Genomic DNA, 14,369 nt, shown 5'->3' on the forward strand with positions numbered 1-14,369 from the left:
GGGTTATTTGCTGGTCTTCGCACGCGATGACGCCGGCTTTTTAGTTCCACGTGTTTGTTTCTTTGTAGTTTTGGGCGTAGCCTTTAGCGGTTTTGGCGGCTTGTAGGAGGACGCGCGGCGACGGCGGTACACCAGGCCGGCAAGACCGGGAACGGAGATCTCGATCGAGTTCTCGCGTCCGTTCCACGGCTCGGGCTTGGAGGATGCCATCTCGACCTTGGGATATCCCGAGCCTCCAAAGGACGGGTCGTCGCTCGTGAACACGAGCTCCCAATCGCCCTCGCGCGGGACGCCCACGCGGTAGGTCTCGTAGGAGGCGGGGTCGAAGTTGATGAGGATGAGCAGGTCGTCGGCGGGCTTGTCCCCGTGGCGCACGAAGCTCACGATGGACTGCTCGGCGTTGTCCGCGTCGATCCACTCGAATCCCTGCTCCGTGTAGGCGTTCTGCCACAGGGCGCGCTGCGCGGTGTACAGGTGGTTCAGGGCCTCGATGAAGCGCTGCTGCGCGCCGTGCGTGGCGTCGAAGTCGTGGGCGAGGAACCACTCGATGGACTCGTAGTAGCGCCACTCGATCTGCTGGCCAATCTCGTCGCCCATGAAGGAGAGTTTGGCGCCGGGGTGCGTCATCTGGTAGAAGAACAGCGTGCGCAGGCCCGCGAAGCGGCGCCAGTCGTCACCGGGCATGCGTCCGATGAGGGAGCACTTGCCGTTCACGACCTCGTCGTGGCTGAGCGGCAGCACGAAGTTCTCCGAGAACGCGTACATGATCGAGAAGGTGAGCAGTCTGTGGTTGCCCGGGCGCCACGGGAAGTCGCACTGCATGTAGTGCAGGGTGTCGTTCATCCAGCCCATGTCCCACTTGAGGTGGAACCCCAGGCCGCCGTCCTCGGCGGGGTAGGTCACGAGCGGCCATGCGGTGGATTCCTCGGCGATCATCATGACGTCGGGGAACTCGCGCCCCACGGCGCAGTTGACCTGGCGGATGAACGCGGAGGCGTCCAGGTCCTCCTCCGTGCCGTACTTGTTGAACTTCTTGTCGGCGGGGTTGTCGACGCCGAAGTTGAGGTAGAGCATGCTCGAGACGCCGTCCATGCGGATGCCGTCCACGTGGAACAGCTCGATCCAGAACAAGACGTTGGACACCAGGAAGCTGCGGACTTCGGGACGCGCGAAGTCGAACTTGTGGGTTCCCCAGTTGGGATGGATCTCGCGCTCGAAGAGCATGTGGCCGTTGAAGGTGGCGAGGCCCTCGGCGTTGGCGCAAAAGCCGCCGGGCACCCAGTCGAGGATGACGCCTATGCCCGCCTTGTGGCAGCTGTCGACGAAATGCATGAGCTGCTGCGGGGTCCCGTAGCGGGAGGTGGCGGCAAAGTAGCCGGTCGCCTGATAGCCCCAGGAGCCGTCGAAGGGGTGCTCCATGAGCGGCATGACCTCGATGTGTGTGTAGCCCATCTTCTTGACATAGGCCACGAGCTCGTCGGATAGGTCGTCATAGGTGTAATAGGTGCCGCGTTGCGCGGGGAACGGGTCGCCGGGGCCCGGCCAGGTGCCGTCCTCGCGCGGCTCCCCCTGCGGCTCGTCGCCATGGCGCTTCCAGCTGCCCAGATGCACCTCGTAGATGTTCAGGGGGCTTTTCATGATGTCGCGCTCGGCGCGCTTTTTGAGCCAGGTGGCGTCTTTCCACGCATAGCCGGCGATGTCCCAGAGTTTGGAGGCGGTTCCCGGGCACGTCTCGGCAAAGAAGCCGAACGGGTCCGCCTTCCAGAGCAGCTCGCCCGCATAAGTCTCGATGACATATTTATAGAGGGATCCCGCCGCAAGGCCCGGGACGAAGCCTTCCCAGATGTCGCTTTCGGCCGCTTTGGCGAGCGGCGTCGCCTTGGGGTCCCATGCGTTGAAATCGCCCGCCACGTGGACGCTTTGGACATCCGGGGCCCACACGCGGAAGAGCCATCCGTCCGCGCCGTCCTGGACGTCCGGGTGCGCGCCCATCTTTTCCCAGGCGCGCTGCCACATGCCGTGGGAGAACAGATGGATGTCGTCGTGCGTGAGCATCAGGCTGGCGGGCGCGGGCTTCGCGGCGGGCGACGCCGCGCCGGGGGCGTTCTTTTTGGTTTTCGCGGGCTTCGATGATGCAGCCATCTGAACCTCTCCATCGTTTGTATGGCGTTCTGCCATGGACCAACGAAAACGTCTCGGGCTCTCGGCATACGCAAATCGATAAGTGGGGACGCAGTGGCTGCTGCGTTCGTTCCACACGCTGGGGCGTATGTGGAACCGCTGACGGCAAATACCGTATCACTTGTTCATCACAGAACGGACAAGAATACCGCCGCCGGTATGATTCTTTCCTTGGATGAAACAAGTACAATCATCCTTGACATAGCCGCGATAACCGCTTTTGCATGCTGGGTCACATAATGGTCCCATACGGTTAGACGCCCGTCTTTGGGCCGTAAGGAGTTGGTCATGGGAGTGCGCTTTGCGCCGCAGGTCGAGGGCGATGACGCCCCGTACACGCTCGTCGTGGGAGGTTCCCCCGTGGTACTCGACGCCGCCGCGCTCGCGCTGCTCGCGCGGGGCTGCCCGCGCGTCGTGGCGGTCGATCGTGGCCTGGACGCCTTGATCGACGCCGGGGTGACCTGCGACCTCTTCTGCGGCGACGCCGACTCGGTGGGCGCGCGGGGGCAATCGCTGGTCGACCGCGCGCTCACGGGCGATTCTGGGTTCATACGAGACGTCGAGCGCTATGACCCGCGCAAGGACTTCACCGATTTGGCGCTCGCCCTGCGCGCCGTGCGCGAGCGCTGGGGGGATGTGCCGCTGCTCTGCACGTCTCTTTCCGGGGGCAGGACCGATCACGAACTGGCGGCGCTCGGGTGCCTGCTGTCGTGGCGGGGGCGCATCGCCTGGGAGGAGCCGTCGTTTTCCGGGCGGCTGTTGCGCTCCGGCGATGCATGGGATTTGACCGGGTTGGCGGGTTCCACCTTCTCCTTTGTCTGCCTGAGCCCCGAGGCGTCGTTGTCGGAGCGCGGGATGGCCTGGCCGCTCGATCATCGCCGCGTGCGCCTTCTCGAGGACCTGGGGATCTCAAATGTCTTGCGCGATGACGCCGTCATCGCATGCCACGAGGGCTCCGTCATGGCCTTTTGCCTGCATTCGGCGGAATAACATGCAAAAAGAGGGCCTTCCGTTGGGAAGGCCCTCTTTGGTGACGGCTGCGATGCCGTCGAGGTGGTGCCGGGGCGATTAGCCCATGTAGTCCACGACGTCGATCCAGCTCATGAGGAACTCGTCGTTGACGTCGGTGCGCTTACGGGAGAGCTCGGCGGCGGCGACGATGGACATCCACTGGCGCACGACCTGCATGGGCACGTCGGCGCGATCGCAGTAGAGCTCGAGGTACGCGTCGGCCTGCTGCTTGTCGTTGAGCGCGAACAGCAGGTAGGTCATGGCGGCGTCGGCGGCAGGGGAGCCCTGCGTGGCGTGCGCCCAGTCGCAGACGTAGAGCTGGCCGTCCTCGGCCACGATCACGTTGGACGGGTTGAAGTCGCCGTGGCAGATCTGGAACTCCTTCTTCATGCCGTCGAGGCGCTCAAGCAGGTTGTAGCGCGTGGTGGCGTTGATGTGGGGAAGCTCGTTGATCATGCGGGCGTACTTGTCGCGCTGACGGTTGAGCAGCGGGGAGCGGTTACCGTGGATCTCGACCTGAAGGTCCACGAACTGCTCCAGGTGCTCGTAGAACTTGGAGGGCTCGGCGGACATCCTATCGGCCAGGGTGACACCGGGGACCTTCTCGGTGAGGAGCGCCCAGCCCTCGCCCTCGACGGCGGAAACCTCGAGCGGCTTGGGCGTGCGGATGCCGGACTCGGCCACGCGGGCGAGGTTCAGGGCCTCGTTGAAGACGTCGGAAGCGGGCTTGTTGGCGTTGAACACCTTGGCGATCTTGTCGCCGAGGTCATAGACCTTCTTGTTGGAGTGCTCAACCAGCACGGTCTTGGAATCGGGAAGAAGCATGGTGCTACCGTCCTTTCTCAATGGGTCTTGCACCATCGTAGGGCGTCCGGTCGCGCCGCCGCCGCGCAAATGGGCGAGCGGCACGAATCGGACGGGAAATGGCGAAGCTTACAGAACGGCGTAGTCCTGGGGCTCGCGGCCGTAGAACGCGTCGAGGTAGAGCTCCTTGATCTCGCTCATGAGCGGGTAGCGCGGGTTGGCGCCGGTGCACTGGTCGTTGAAGGCCTGCTCGGTCATCTCATCGAGGGTCTCGAGGAAGTAGGCCTCGTCCACGCCGTAGTCTGCGATGGTCTTCTTGACACCGATGAAGTCCTTGAGCTCCTCAAGCTTCGTGATGAAGTTCTCGAAGACCTCCTTGTCGTCCTTGCCCTCGATGCCGCAGTACTTGGCCATCTCGGCGTAGTTGTGCAGCGCGTTGGGGTAAGGATACTGGGAGAAGGTGCCCATCTTGACGGGAGCCTCGGCGGCGTTGTAGCGCATGACGCGGGTCAGGATGACGGCGTTGGCGATGCCATGGGGCAGGTGGTGGAAGGCGCCGAGCTTGTGGGCCATGGAGTGGTTGAGGCCCAGGAAGGCGTTGGCGAAGGCCATGCCGGCCATGCAGGAGGCGTTGTGCATCTCCTCGCGGGCGTGCGGGTCCTTGGCGCCGTTCTCATACGAGCTGGGGAGGTTCTCGAAGACCAGCTTGGCGGCCTTCATGGACAGGCCCTTGGTGTAGTCGGAGGCCATGATGGAGACGTAGGACTCGATGGCGTGGGTCATGACGTCGATGCCGGAGGCGGCGGTGAGGCCCTTGGGGGCGGTCATCGCGTTGTCGACGTCGACGATGGCCATGTTCGGCAGCAGCGCGTAGTCGGCGAGCGGCCACTTGATGCCGGTGTCCTTGTCGGTGATGATGGCGAACGGGGTGCACTCGGAGCCGGTACCCGAGGAGGTCGGGATGGCAACGAAGTATGCCTTCTCACCCATCTTGGGGAAGGTGAAGACGCGCTTGCGGATATCCATGAAGTCCATGGCCATGTCTTCGAAGTTGCACTCGGGGTGCTCGTACATCATCCACATGATCTTGCCGGCGTCCATGGCGGAGCCGCCGCCGACGGCGATGATGACGTCCGGCTCGAAGAGGGCCATCTGGGCGGCACCACGGCGCGCGCACTGCAGGGACGGGTCGGGCTCGACGTCGTAGAAGCAGTCGTGGGCGATGCCCATCTCGTCGAGCTTGGCCTCGATGGCGCGGGTGTTGCCGTTCTTGAAGAGGAACTGGTCGGTGACGATGAAGGCGCGCTTCTTGCCCATCACGGTGCCGAGCTCGTCGAGCGCGACCGGCGTGGAGCCCTTCTTGAAGTATACCTTCTCGGGAGCACGGAACCACAGCATGTTCTCGCGGCGCTCTGCCACGGTCTTGACGTTCAGCAAGTGCTTCACCCCAACATTCTCGGAGACGGAGTTGCCACCCCAGGAGCCGCAGCCCAGCGTGAGGGACGGCTTCATGCCGAAGTTGTACAGGTCACCGATGCCACCCTGGGAGGACGGGGTGTTGATGACGATGCGGCAGGCCTTCATGGTGTCCTCGAACAGGGCGATCTTCTCGGCCTGCGCAGGGTGCACGTAGAGGGAGGCTGTGTGGCCGGGACCACCGGCAAGCACGAGGTGCTCGGCCTTGTCGACGGCCTCCTGGAAGGACTTGGCCTTGTACATGGCGAGGACGGGGGAGAGCTTCTCGTGGGAGAACTCCTCCTTCTCGGGGTCGGTGGAGGTGACCTCGGCGATCAGAATCTTGGTCTTGGCGGGAACCTCGATGCCGGCGAGCTCGGCGATCTTGGCGGCGGGCATGCCGGGGATGCGGTGGTCGAGCGCGCCGTTCTTGAACATGGCGCCACGCAGGGCCTCCATCTCGGCGCCCTTCTTGACGAAGTAGCAGCCGCGACGGGCAAACTCGTCCTTGACCTCCTTGTAGATGGACTCAAGAACGGTCACGGACTGCTCGGAAGCACAGATCATGCCGTTGTCGAAGGTCTTGGAGTGAATGATGGAGTTGACGGCGAGCTTGATGTCGGCAGTGTCGTCGATGATGACAGGGGTGTTGCCGGCGCCGACGCCGAGGGCGGGCTTGCCGGAGGAGTACGCGGCCTTGACCATACCAGGGCCGCCGGTAGCCAGGATGATGTCGACGTCTGCCATGACCTTATTGGTAAGGTCGATGGAGGGGACGTCGACCCAGCCGATGATACCCTCGGGCGCGCCAGCCTTGACTGCGGCCTCCAAGACGAGCTTGGCTGCGGCAATGGTGCACTTGGCGGCCGCCGGGTGCGGGGAGATGATGATGGCGTTGCGGGTCTTCAGGCAGATAAGGCACTTGAAGATCGCGGTGGAGGTGGGGTTGGTGGTCGGGATGACCGCGCCCACGATGCCGATGGGCTCGGCGATCTTAGTGATGCCGTAAGCATCGTCGCGCTCGATGACACCGCACGTCTTGGTGTTCTTGTACGCGTTGTAGATGTACTCGGCGGCGTAGTGGTTCTTAATGACCTTGTCCTCGAGGACACCGCGGCCAGTCTCCTCGACTGCCATCTTGGCCAGCGGGATGCGGGCCTTGTTGGCTGCCATCGCGGCCTCGTAGAAGATCTTGTCTACCTGCTCCTGGGAGTAGGTAGCAAAAATCCCCTGGGCCTCGCGCATAAGCTCGAGCTTGGCCTCAAGGGATTCGATCGAATCTACGACTTCGGGGGCGGCGGCAACGGTAGGTTTCTTCGCCATACTGCTCTCTCCTTTACGAGAAGCGGGTTTACCCAACGTTTCGTACTGTAGCGCAATGAAACGCTTCACTGCCGTGAATGGTAGGCTAAGAGCCGCGAACGGTAGAATGGAGCGCTTCAATTGCGTATTCCTTCTCGAAATATGGTGAGAGCGTGTCAAAATTGTGATGAGTGGAACGTTTCAAATATGCGACTCATGCATTCATACTTGCATGTGCGCACGTTACGGAGGACGCTTCTGGACCCTCCGCTTCGGTACGCATCGCGGTGCGGATTACGTGCCCTGCCTGATCGAGCGCCGCGTCTATGCAGCCTGCTCGACCAATGAACGCGTCTCAGCCGCGATCGCCCTGCGCGCACGATCGTCTTCACGTTCTTGATCGCGTCGCATCTCCCATCGAGCCGTCTTCCCGACTGGATGTGCGAAAACGCACGTTTGAAAGGCCCTGGTATATTTCAAAGGTGCGTTTACGCACAAAAATGCGTTGAAAACGTGCCAAATCGATGGTTTGAAATCGACGTCCGCATACAAGAAAACGACGAACGCATACAAGAAAACGACGTCGCATACAAGAAACGCCCCGGAAGTCCCGGGGCGTTTGATGCGTGCAAGCAAACGTTTGTCCAAAGAGGGGAGTGCTTAGGAGCGAGCCACCTTCTGGGCCTTGAGGCAGCTGGTGCACACGTTCATCTTGCGGCGCACACCGTTCACGACGACGTACACGCGCTGGATGTTCGGACGGAACTTACGGTTGGAGACGCGGTGGGAGTGGCTGATGGAGCGACCAGCAACGGGGTGCTTACCGCAGATTTCGCAAACTTTGGACATGTCAGTGACCCTTCTTAGGCGACCGGATTCGAGGTCGCGTGAACAAACAGCAATGAACTATACCATAGACGCCGCTTCATGTGGGAAATCTTCACATTGCGCGGCAAAACTCGCACCGAGGCGTGGGATGCGGTGCGCGACGGTACCTAGTATATATATGAGTGGATGAAATGAAATGCAGGGAATATGACGGCGTGGCGCCTGTTCTCAGGGCGAGGCTGCTTGGCCACGCCTGCGCCGCCCTGCGATCGCGGTGGGTCGCCGCTTTGACGGAAATATCATGAGGTACCTAAAGTGCGAGCTTTTATGGAGATGGGAGCCATTTGTTTTGATGGGGTCGGTCTGGAAAAAATACGTTCGAAAAATGGGGCGAGGGGGTTAGATGAAGACATTTAGCTTTTTGAGGCATCACAAGGCGAACCTGCTGCTCGCGCTCGTGCTCCTCATGATCCAGGCGTACAGCGAGCTCACGCTGCCGTCGATCATGAGCGGCATCGTCGACACCGGCATCAGCCGCGGCGGCATCGAGAGCGTGGTGCCCGATGAGATCACCGTCGACGACCTGTCCGACCTCGAGCTGTTCTTGACGCCCGATGAGGTCTCGCAGGTCTCGAGCGCATATGGCGCCGCCGACGGCGCGGGCGTGCGCTCGTTTATCGGCTCTGAGGACGACCGTCGCGCGCTCGAGGGCTTTCTCGGTCAGGCCGAGATGCTCGTCTTCCAGCTCGACAAGGGTGTTCCGTCCGACCAGCTGCTCGAATCGATGGGCACGGACGCCGCCACGGCGCTCGGGGCGCGCCCGCTGGCGGAGGGAGGCGCTCCATTCGGCTTGGACGATCCGTCGTCCGGCGCGCCCGGCGCGCAAGCCGCTGCGGGGCGGCTGCCGTCCGTGATGGGAGAGACCATCGACATGGAGGATATCCGCACGCTCGTGCAGGCCGGCGTGATGTCCGCCGACGAGCTGGTCGCGGCGCGCGGCTCCCTGATGGACGCGCTGGGCGACTCCGGGGAGACGATCGTCACCTCGCAGGCCATCGAGTTCGTCAAGCGCGCCTATGGGAACGCCGGCATCGACCTGGGCGCCGTCCAGACCGACTACCTCATTCGCGAGGGCGCCATCATGCTCGGTTACGCGCTGGTCGCTGCGCTTTGCGCCATCGCCGCCGCCTACAATGCGTCGCGCACGGCGGCCAAGGTCGCGCGTGACCTGCGCCACGATGTGTATGAGCGCGTCCTGTCGTTCTCCCCGGCGGAGATGGGCGCGTTTTCCGAGGCCTCCCTCATCACCCGCGCGACGAACGACATCCAGCAGATCCAGATGGTGCTCGTGATGTGCATGCGCATGGTGCTCTTCGCCCCCTGCATGGGCGTGGGCGCGGTCGCCAAGGTGGTCGGCTTCGGCTCCACGGGGCTGCAGTGGATCATCGTGGTCGGACTCGTGGTCATCTCGGTGGTCATCGGCCTGCTCATGTCACTCACCATGCCCAAGTTCCGCCGCATGCAGGACCTCGTCGACCGCAATAACCTCGTGGCGCGCGAGATCATCACGGGCATCATGCCCATCCGCGCGTTCGGTCGCTCCGCCAGCGAGGAGGAGCGCTACGACGAGGCGAACCGCGCACTCACCGGAACGTATATCTTCACCAACCGCGCCATGAGCTTCATGATGCCCGTCATGATGATGATCATGAACGTGATATCCATCGCCATCGTGTGGTTTGGCGGGCACGGCGTCGACGCCGGCACGATGCAGGTGGGCGACCTCATGGCGTACATGAATTACACGATGCAGGTGATCATGAGCTTCATGATCATCACCATGGTCGCGGTCATGCTGCCGCGCGCCGACATAGCCTCGGAGCGCGTCCAGGCGGTGCTGGCCACCACGTCGAGCGTGGCCGACCCGGCGTCGAGCATGACGGGCGCCCAGCGTCACATGACCGCGGATGGCGAGGAGCTCCCCTGGACGGGCGTGCTCTCCTTCGACGACGTGTCGTTCGCCTATCCCGGTGCCGAGGAGCCCACGATCGAGCACGTCTCGTTCACCGTCCGACCCGGTCAGACGCTCGGCGTCATCGGGTCGACCGGCGTGGGCAAGTCGACGCTCGTGCAGCTCATCCCGCGCCTTTACGATGCGACTGAGGGCAGCGTCACGGTCGATGGCGTCGACGTGAGGCGCATGGACCTCAAGGAGCTCCGCTCCCTCATCGGCTATGTGCCGCAAAAGGGCATGCTGTTCTCCGGCGACATCGCGAGCAACATCGCCTATGGCGATCCGGACCTGCCGGACGAGCGCATCGAGCGCGCCGCGCGCATCGCGCAGGCGGCTGATTTCATCGAGGAGAAGCCCGAGGGCTACGAAAGCCCGATCTCGCAGGGCGGCACGAACGTCTCGGGTGGGCAGCGCCAGCGCCTGGCGATCGCGCGCGCCCTGGCGATCGACCCCAAGATCCTGGTGTTCGACGACAGCTTCTCGGCGCTCGACTACAAGACCGACTCCGAGCTCCGCGCCGCCCTGGCGCGCGAGGCGCGCGGCAGCGCCGTCGTGATCGTGGCGCAGCGCGTGGCGACCATCATGCATGCCGACCAAATCATCGTGCTGGACGACGGCCGCGTGGTGGGGCAGGGCACGCACGATGAGCTCCTGCGCACCTGCGACGCGTATCGGGAAATCGCGATGAGCCAGCTCAGCTCCGCCGAGCTCGGACTCGATGAAGGGGAGGTGCGCTAACGTGCCGGGACCTATGGGACACGGTCGCGGACCGGCGACCGAAAAGGCCAAGGACCTCAAGGGCGCCCTGCTCGGGCTCGTGCGCTACCTCGCGCACGATTGGCCCATCGTGCTGATCTCACTGGCGTGCGCCGTGGGCTCGGTCGCGTTCAACGTGACGGGCCCGCGCGTGCTGGGCGAGGCCACCACGACGCTGTTCGAGGGCATCGCGGCCAAGGTTGGCGGCACCGGCGGCGTCGATTTCGATGCTGTGGGCCGAATCCTCGCCACGGCCCTGTGCATCTACCTCACGTCGGCCGCCCTGAACCTGGTGCAGGGCTGGCTCATGACGGGTATCACCCAGCGCGTGTGCTACCGCATGCGCCGCGAGATCATCGAGAAGATCGACCGCATGCCGCTGTCGTACTTCGAGCGCGTGAGCACGGGCGACGTGATGAGCCGCGTCACCAACGACGTCGACACGCTCGGGCAGTCGCTCAACCAGAGCGTGACGCAGCTCGTGACGTCGATCGCCCAGCTCGTGGGCGTCAGCATCCAGATGCTCTCCCTCTCCGTGGCGCTCGCGGGGGTCACGTTCCTCACCGTGCCGCTCTCGCTGCTGGGCGTGATCTTGGTGGTGCGCGCCTCGCAGCGCCACTTCCGCCGCCAGCAGGCCTTCCTGGGGCAGGCCAACGGCATCATCGAGGAGAGCTTCGCCGGGCAGAACATCATCCAGGCGTTCAACCGCGGCGAGCGCGCGGTCGCCGATTTCGACGAGGTGAACGAGAAGCTCTACGAGTCCGGGTGGCTCGCGCAGTTCCTCTCGGGCATCATGCAGCCCATCATGGGGTTCGTGGGCAACTTGGGCTACGTCGCGGTCGTGGTGGTGGGCGCGTTCCTCGCCGTGGGCGGCTCCATCACCATCGGCGACGTGCAGGCGTTCATGCAGTACGTGCGCAACTTCACGCAGCCCATCACGCAGCTCTCTCAGGTGTCCAACATGCTCCAGATGCTCGCCGCCGCCGCGGAGCGCATCTTCGAGTTCCTCGCCGAGCCCGAGGAGGCCGACGACGCGGTCACGCCCGGGCTCGCACGCGCGGACGGCGCGGTGAGCTTTGAACACGTGCGGTTCGGCTACGTGCCCGACAAGATCGTGATCAACGACTTCACCTGCGACGTCGAGGCGGGCCAGACCGTCGCCATCGTGGGCCCCACCGGGGCGGGCAAGACGACGCTCATGAAGCTCCTCATGAGGTTCTATGACGTGAACGGTGGCTCGGTGCGCGTCAACGGCGTGGACGTGCGCGAGTACGCCCGCGAGGACCTGCGCGCGAACTTCGCCATGGTGCTGCAGGACACGTGGCTGTTCAAGGGCAGCGTGCGCGAGAACATCCGCTACGGCAACATCGACGCCGATGACGCGATGGTCGAGGCTGCCGCCCGCGCGGCGCTCGCCGACCACTTCATCCGCACCCTTCCCGGAGGCTACGACTTCGAGCTGAACGAGGACGCGTCCAACGTGAGCCAGGGGCAAAAGCAGCTGCTCACCATCGCGCGCGCCCTGCTCGCCGACCGCCCCATCCTCATCCTGGACGAGGCGACCTCCAACGTGGACACGCGCACCGAGCAGCGCATCCAGCAGGCCATGGACATCCTCATGCATGGGCGCACGAGCTTTGTGATCGCGCACCGGCTCTCCACGATCCGCTCCGCCGACAAGATCTTGGTGCTCCGCGATGGCGACATCGTGGAGTCCGGCACACACGACGAGCTGCTCGCGAAAGGCGGGTTCTACGCCGAGCTCTACAACAGCCAGTTCGAGGACGGCGGCCGGGACTGACGCGCGCTCAGGGAGCGCGGCCGTGCGACCGCGCGCTCATGTGGACCGTCTGGTTTTGGCGACCCGCCTCGCCCGGGCGTTGTAGAATAGACGACATGAATGCTCAGACCACCTCTCCTGGAGTGCGTGCGGAAGGAGAATCCCATGACTGAACCGATCGCCGGGACCCTCAACGTCTCGAACGACGTCATCGCCGATATCGCCGGATACGCCGCCATGTCATGCTATGGCGTGGTGGGCATGGCCGAGCAGCTGCAGGGCGCCGAGAGCGTGCGCCTGCTCCCCGGTCAGCGGCTGCGCAAGGGCGTGCTCGTCACGGCCGGGGAGGACGGCCTCACCGTCGACCTGCACGTGGTCATCGAGGCGGGCGTGAACATGCGCTCCGTGAGCGAGAACCTCGCGAGCTCCGTGTCCTTCACGCTGTCCGAGATCGCCCAGATCGACCCGGCGCAGCTCAAGATCGCCATTCACATCGACGGGATGAAGTCCCGCCTCTAACGGAGCCCGCCGTTCGCATAGCCCTGCATGCTCGAGATGAAAGTGCCAGTACTGATGATTGCAAAGACCATTCGCACCTGCTTCCCCATCGCGGTGTCGGCCGTGGCCGATAAGGCCGAGGAGATCAACAAGCTCAACGTTTTTCCCGTGCCGGACGGAGACACGGGCACCAACATGTCCCTCACCCTTCAGTCCGTGGTGAAGGAACTCGCCGCGCTGCCGGTGGACGCCGACATGGACGCGATCGCCGGGGCCATCACCCACGGCTCGCTCATGGGTGCGCGCGGCAACTCCGGCGTCATCACGAGCCAGATCCTGCGCGGCGTGGCCGAGGGCCTGCGCGATGCGGGCGAGCCCGTCGACGCCTCCGACGTCGCCGCCGCGTTCCGTCGCGCCGTCAAGGTCGCCTTCCAGGCGGTCCGCAAGCCCATCGAGGGCACCATCCTGACGGTTCTGCGCGATGTCTCCACCAAGGCCGACGAGTGCGAGAAGAAGCGCCTCACGGTCGAGGAGACCCTCGACGCCCTCGTGGTCGAGGCGTATCAGTCCGTCGCCCGCACGCCCGACCTCCTGCCCGTCCTCAAGGAGAACGGCGTGGTCGACTCCGGGGCCTTCGGGTTCGCCATCTTCCTCGAGAACTTCGTGGCGGCCGCGCTGGGCCGCACCTCCAAGATCGAGGACTTCTCCGCGACGTTCGACGCGGACGCCACCTCCGCCAAGGCCGGCGCCCTCGACCGCGTCAAGATCGAGGCGAACGACGACTGGGAGGGCTCGGAGTTCCGCTACTGCAACGAGTTCCTCTTCAAGGCCGAGAGGCCCTTCGATGAGGACGAGGTCCTCAAGTTCCTCGGCTCCATGGGCGATTGCGAGCTGCTGGTGGGCGCCTATCCCGACTACAAGGTGCACGTGCACTCCAACACGCCGAACCTCGTGCTCGAGCATATGCTGCAGTTCGGCCAGGTGTACGAGGTCTTTATCCACAACATGGACCTCGAGGTCGCCGAGCGCACCGCCAAGATCCATGCCGACCAGGACGCGGCCGTCGAGCCCGCCAAGGCCCTCGGCTTCGTCGCCGTGGCCGCCGGCTCCGGCGAGGCGGAGATCCTTAAGTCCCTCGGCGTCGACGTGGTCGTCTCCGGCGGGCAGACCATGAACCCCTCCACCGCCGACCTGCTGGAGGCGGTCGCCCGCGTGAACGCCGACTCCGTCATCATCCTGCCCAACAACGGCAACATCCGCATGGCCGCCGAGGCCGCCGCGAGCGCCTGCGAGGACAAGCGCGTCTTCGTCGTTCCCACCAAGACCGTGCCGCAGGCTTTCTCCGCGCTGTTCGCCGTCATGCCCGACAGCCCCGTCGAGGACGTGGTCGAGGCCATGACCGAGGCCAAGGCCGAGGTCCGCGATGGCGAGGTCACCCGCGCCGTCCGCGACAGCCAGGCCTCCGACGGCACGCCCATCCACGACGGCGACGTCATGGGCATCATCTGCGATTCCATCGACATCGTCGGCTCCGACGTCAAGCAGGTCACGCTCGACTGCATCAACCGCATGATGGACGAGGAGGAGGGCGACGCCCTCACCATCTTGGCGGGCGAGGAGCTCGATGACGACGCGTTCCAGGAGATCATCGACGCCATCGAGGAGGCGCAGCCCGATCTCGAGATCGACGCGCACCGCGGCGAGCAGCCCCTCTATCCGGTCATCTTCTCGATCGAGTAG

9 protein-coding genes are annotated in these 14,369 nt (G+C 64.2%); 5 read left to right on the plus strand and 4 right to left on the minus strand.

Annotation, left to right across the window (positions count from 1 at the left end):
- Nucleotides 1–3 precede the first annotated feature (3 nt).
- Nucleotides 4–2,055 carry a 1,4-alpha-glucan branching protein GlgB gene (gene glgB / locus LK434_RS03070; protein ID WP_006721287.1) on the minus strand — a complete coding sequence of 684 codons (2,052 nt, stop codon included), beginning with the start codon at nucleotides 2,053–2,055 and terminating at the stop codon, nucleotides 4–6.
- Nucleotides 2,056–2,469: 414 nt separating this feature from the next.
- Between glgB and LK434_RS03075 the strand changes: the two genes are divergently transcribed.
- Nucleotides 2,470–3,171, plus strand: a complete 702-nt coding sequence (locus LK434_RS03075; RefSeq protein WP_006721285.1) for a thiamine diphosphokinase — start codon at nucleotides 2,470–2,472, stop codon at nucleotides 3,169–3,171.
- A gap of 78 nt (nucleotides 3,172–3,249) precedes the next feature.
- Here the strand turns inward: LK434_RS03075 and LK434_RS03080 are convergent, their stop codons facing one another.
- The 3 genes from LK434_RS03080 to rpmB form a co-directional block, all read right to left on the minus strand.
- Complete coding sequence (locus LK434_RS03080) at nucleotides 3,250–4,017, minus strand: phosphotransferase family protein (protein WP_040361250.1); 768 nt, start codon at nucleotides 4,015–4,017, stop codon at nucleotides 3,250–3,252.
- A 108-nt stretch (nucleotides 4,018–4,125) separates the two neighbouring features.
- Nucleotides 4,126–6,774, minus strand: coding sequence for a bifunctional acetaldehyde-CoA/alcohol dehydrogenase (gene adhE / locus LK434_RS03085; RefSeq protein WP_006721283.1), 2,649 nt, complete (start codon nucleotides 6,772–6,774; stop codon nucleotides 4,126–4,128).
- 639 nt (nucleotides 6,775–7,413) lie between these two features.
- Entirely contained in the window at nucleotides 7,414–7,602 is a 189-nt protein-coding gene (rpmB, locus tag LK434_RS03090) for a 50S ribosomal protein L28 (RefSeq protein WP_006721280.1), read from the minus strand.
- Nucleotides 7,603–7,984: 382 nt separating this feature from the next.
- Between rpmB and LK434_RS03095 the strand changes: the two genes are divergently transcribed.
- The 4 genes from LK434_RS03095 to LK434_RS03110 all read left to right on the plus strand — a co-directional run bounded on the left by LK434_RS03095 (nucleotide 7,985) and on the right by LK434_RS03110 (nucleotide 14,369).
- Entirely contained in the window at nucleotides 7,985–10,333 is a 2,349-nt protein-coding gene (locus tag LK434_RS03095) for an ABC transporter ATP-binding protein (RefSeq protein ID WP_006721279.1), read from the plus strand.
- 13 nt (nucleotides 10,334–10,346) lie between these two features.
- Complete coding sequence (locus LK434_RS03100; RefSeq protein WP_006721278.1) at nucleotides 10,347–12,152, plus strand: ABC transporter ATP-binding protein; 1,806 nt, start codon at nucleotides 10,347–10,349, stop codon at nucleotides 12,150–12,152.
- A 144-nt stretch (nucleotides 12,153–12,296) separates the two neighbouring features.
- Nucleotides 12,297–12,650, plus strand: a complete 354-nt coding sequence (locus tag LK434_RS03105; RefSeq protein ID WP_040361244.1) for an Asp23/Gls24 family envelope stress response protein — start codon at nucleotides 12,297–12,299, stop codon at nucleotides 12,648–12,650.
- A gap of 54 nt (nucleotides 12,651–12,704) precedes the next feature.
- Nucleotides 12,705–14,369, plus strand: a complete 1,665-nt coding sequence (locus LK434_RS03110) for a DAK2 domain-containing protein (protein ID WP_040361242.1) — start codon at nucleotides 12,705–12,707, stop codon at nucleotides 14,367–14,369.

The sequence above is a fragment of the Collinsella stercoris DSM 13279 genome, from assembly GCF_020735465.1.
GTDB classification, from domain to species: Bacteria; Actinomycetota; Coriobacteriia; order Coriobacteriales; family Coriobacteriaceae; genus Collinsella; species Collinsella stercoris.

Bases quoted from the DNA above. Each gene is read 5' to 3' on its own strand.
- glgB (WP_006721287.1), bottom strand. From the start codon at position 2,055: ATGCTCACGCACGACGACATCCATCTGTTCTCCCACGGCATGTGGCAG.
- LK434_RS03075 (WP_006721285.1), top strand. From the start codon at position 2,470: ATGGGAGTGCGCTTTGCGCCGCAGGTCGAGGGCGATGACGCCCCGTAC.
- LK434_RS03080 (WP_040361250.1), bottom strand. From the start codon at position 4,017: ATGCTTCTTCCCGATTCCAAGACCGTGCTGGTTGAGCACTCCAACAAG.
- adhE (WP_006721283.1), bottom strand. From the start codon at position 6,774: ATGGCGAAGAAACCTACCGTTGCCGCCGCCCCCGAAGTCGTAGATTCG.
- rpmB (WP_006721280.1), bottom strand. From the start codon at position 7,602: ATGTCCAAAGTTTGCGAAATCTGCGGTAAGCACCCCGTTGCTGGTCGC.
- LK434_RS03095 (WP_006721279.1), top strand. From the start codon at position 7,985: ATGAAGACATTTAGCTTTTTGAGGCATCACAAGGCGAACCTGCTGCTC.
- LK434_RS03100 (WP_006721278.1), top strand. From the start codon at position 10,347: ATGGGACACGGTCGCGGACCGGCGACCGAAAAGGCCAAGGACCTCAAG.
- LK434_RS03105 (WP_040361244.1), top strand. From the start codon at position 12,297: ATGACTGAACCGATCGCCGGGACCCTCAACGTCTCGAACGACGTCATC.
- LK434_RS03110 (WP_040361242.1), top strand. From the start codon at position 12,705: ATGATTGCAAAGACCATTCGCACCTGCTTCCCCATCGCGGTGTCGGCC.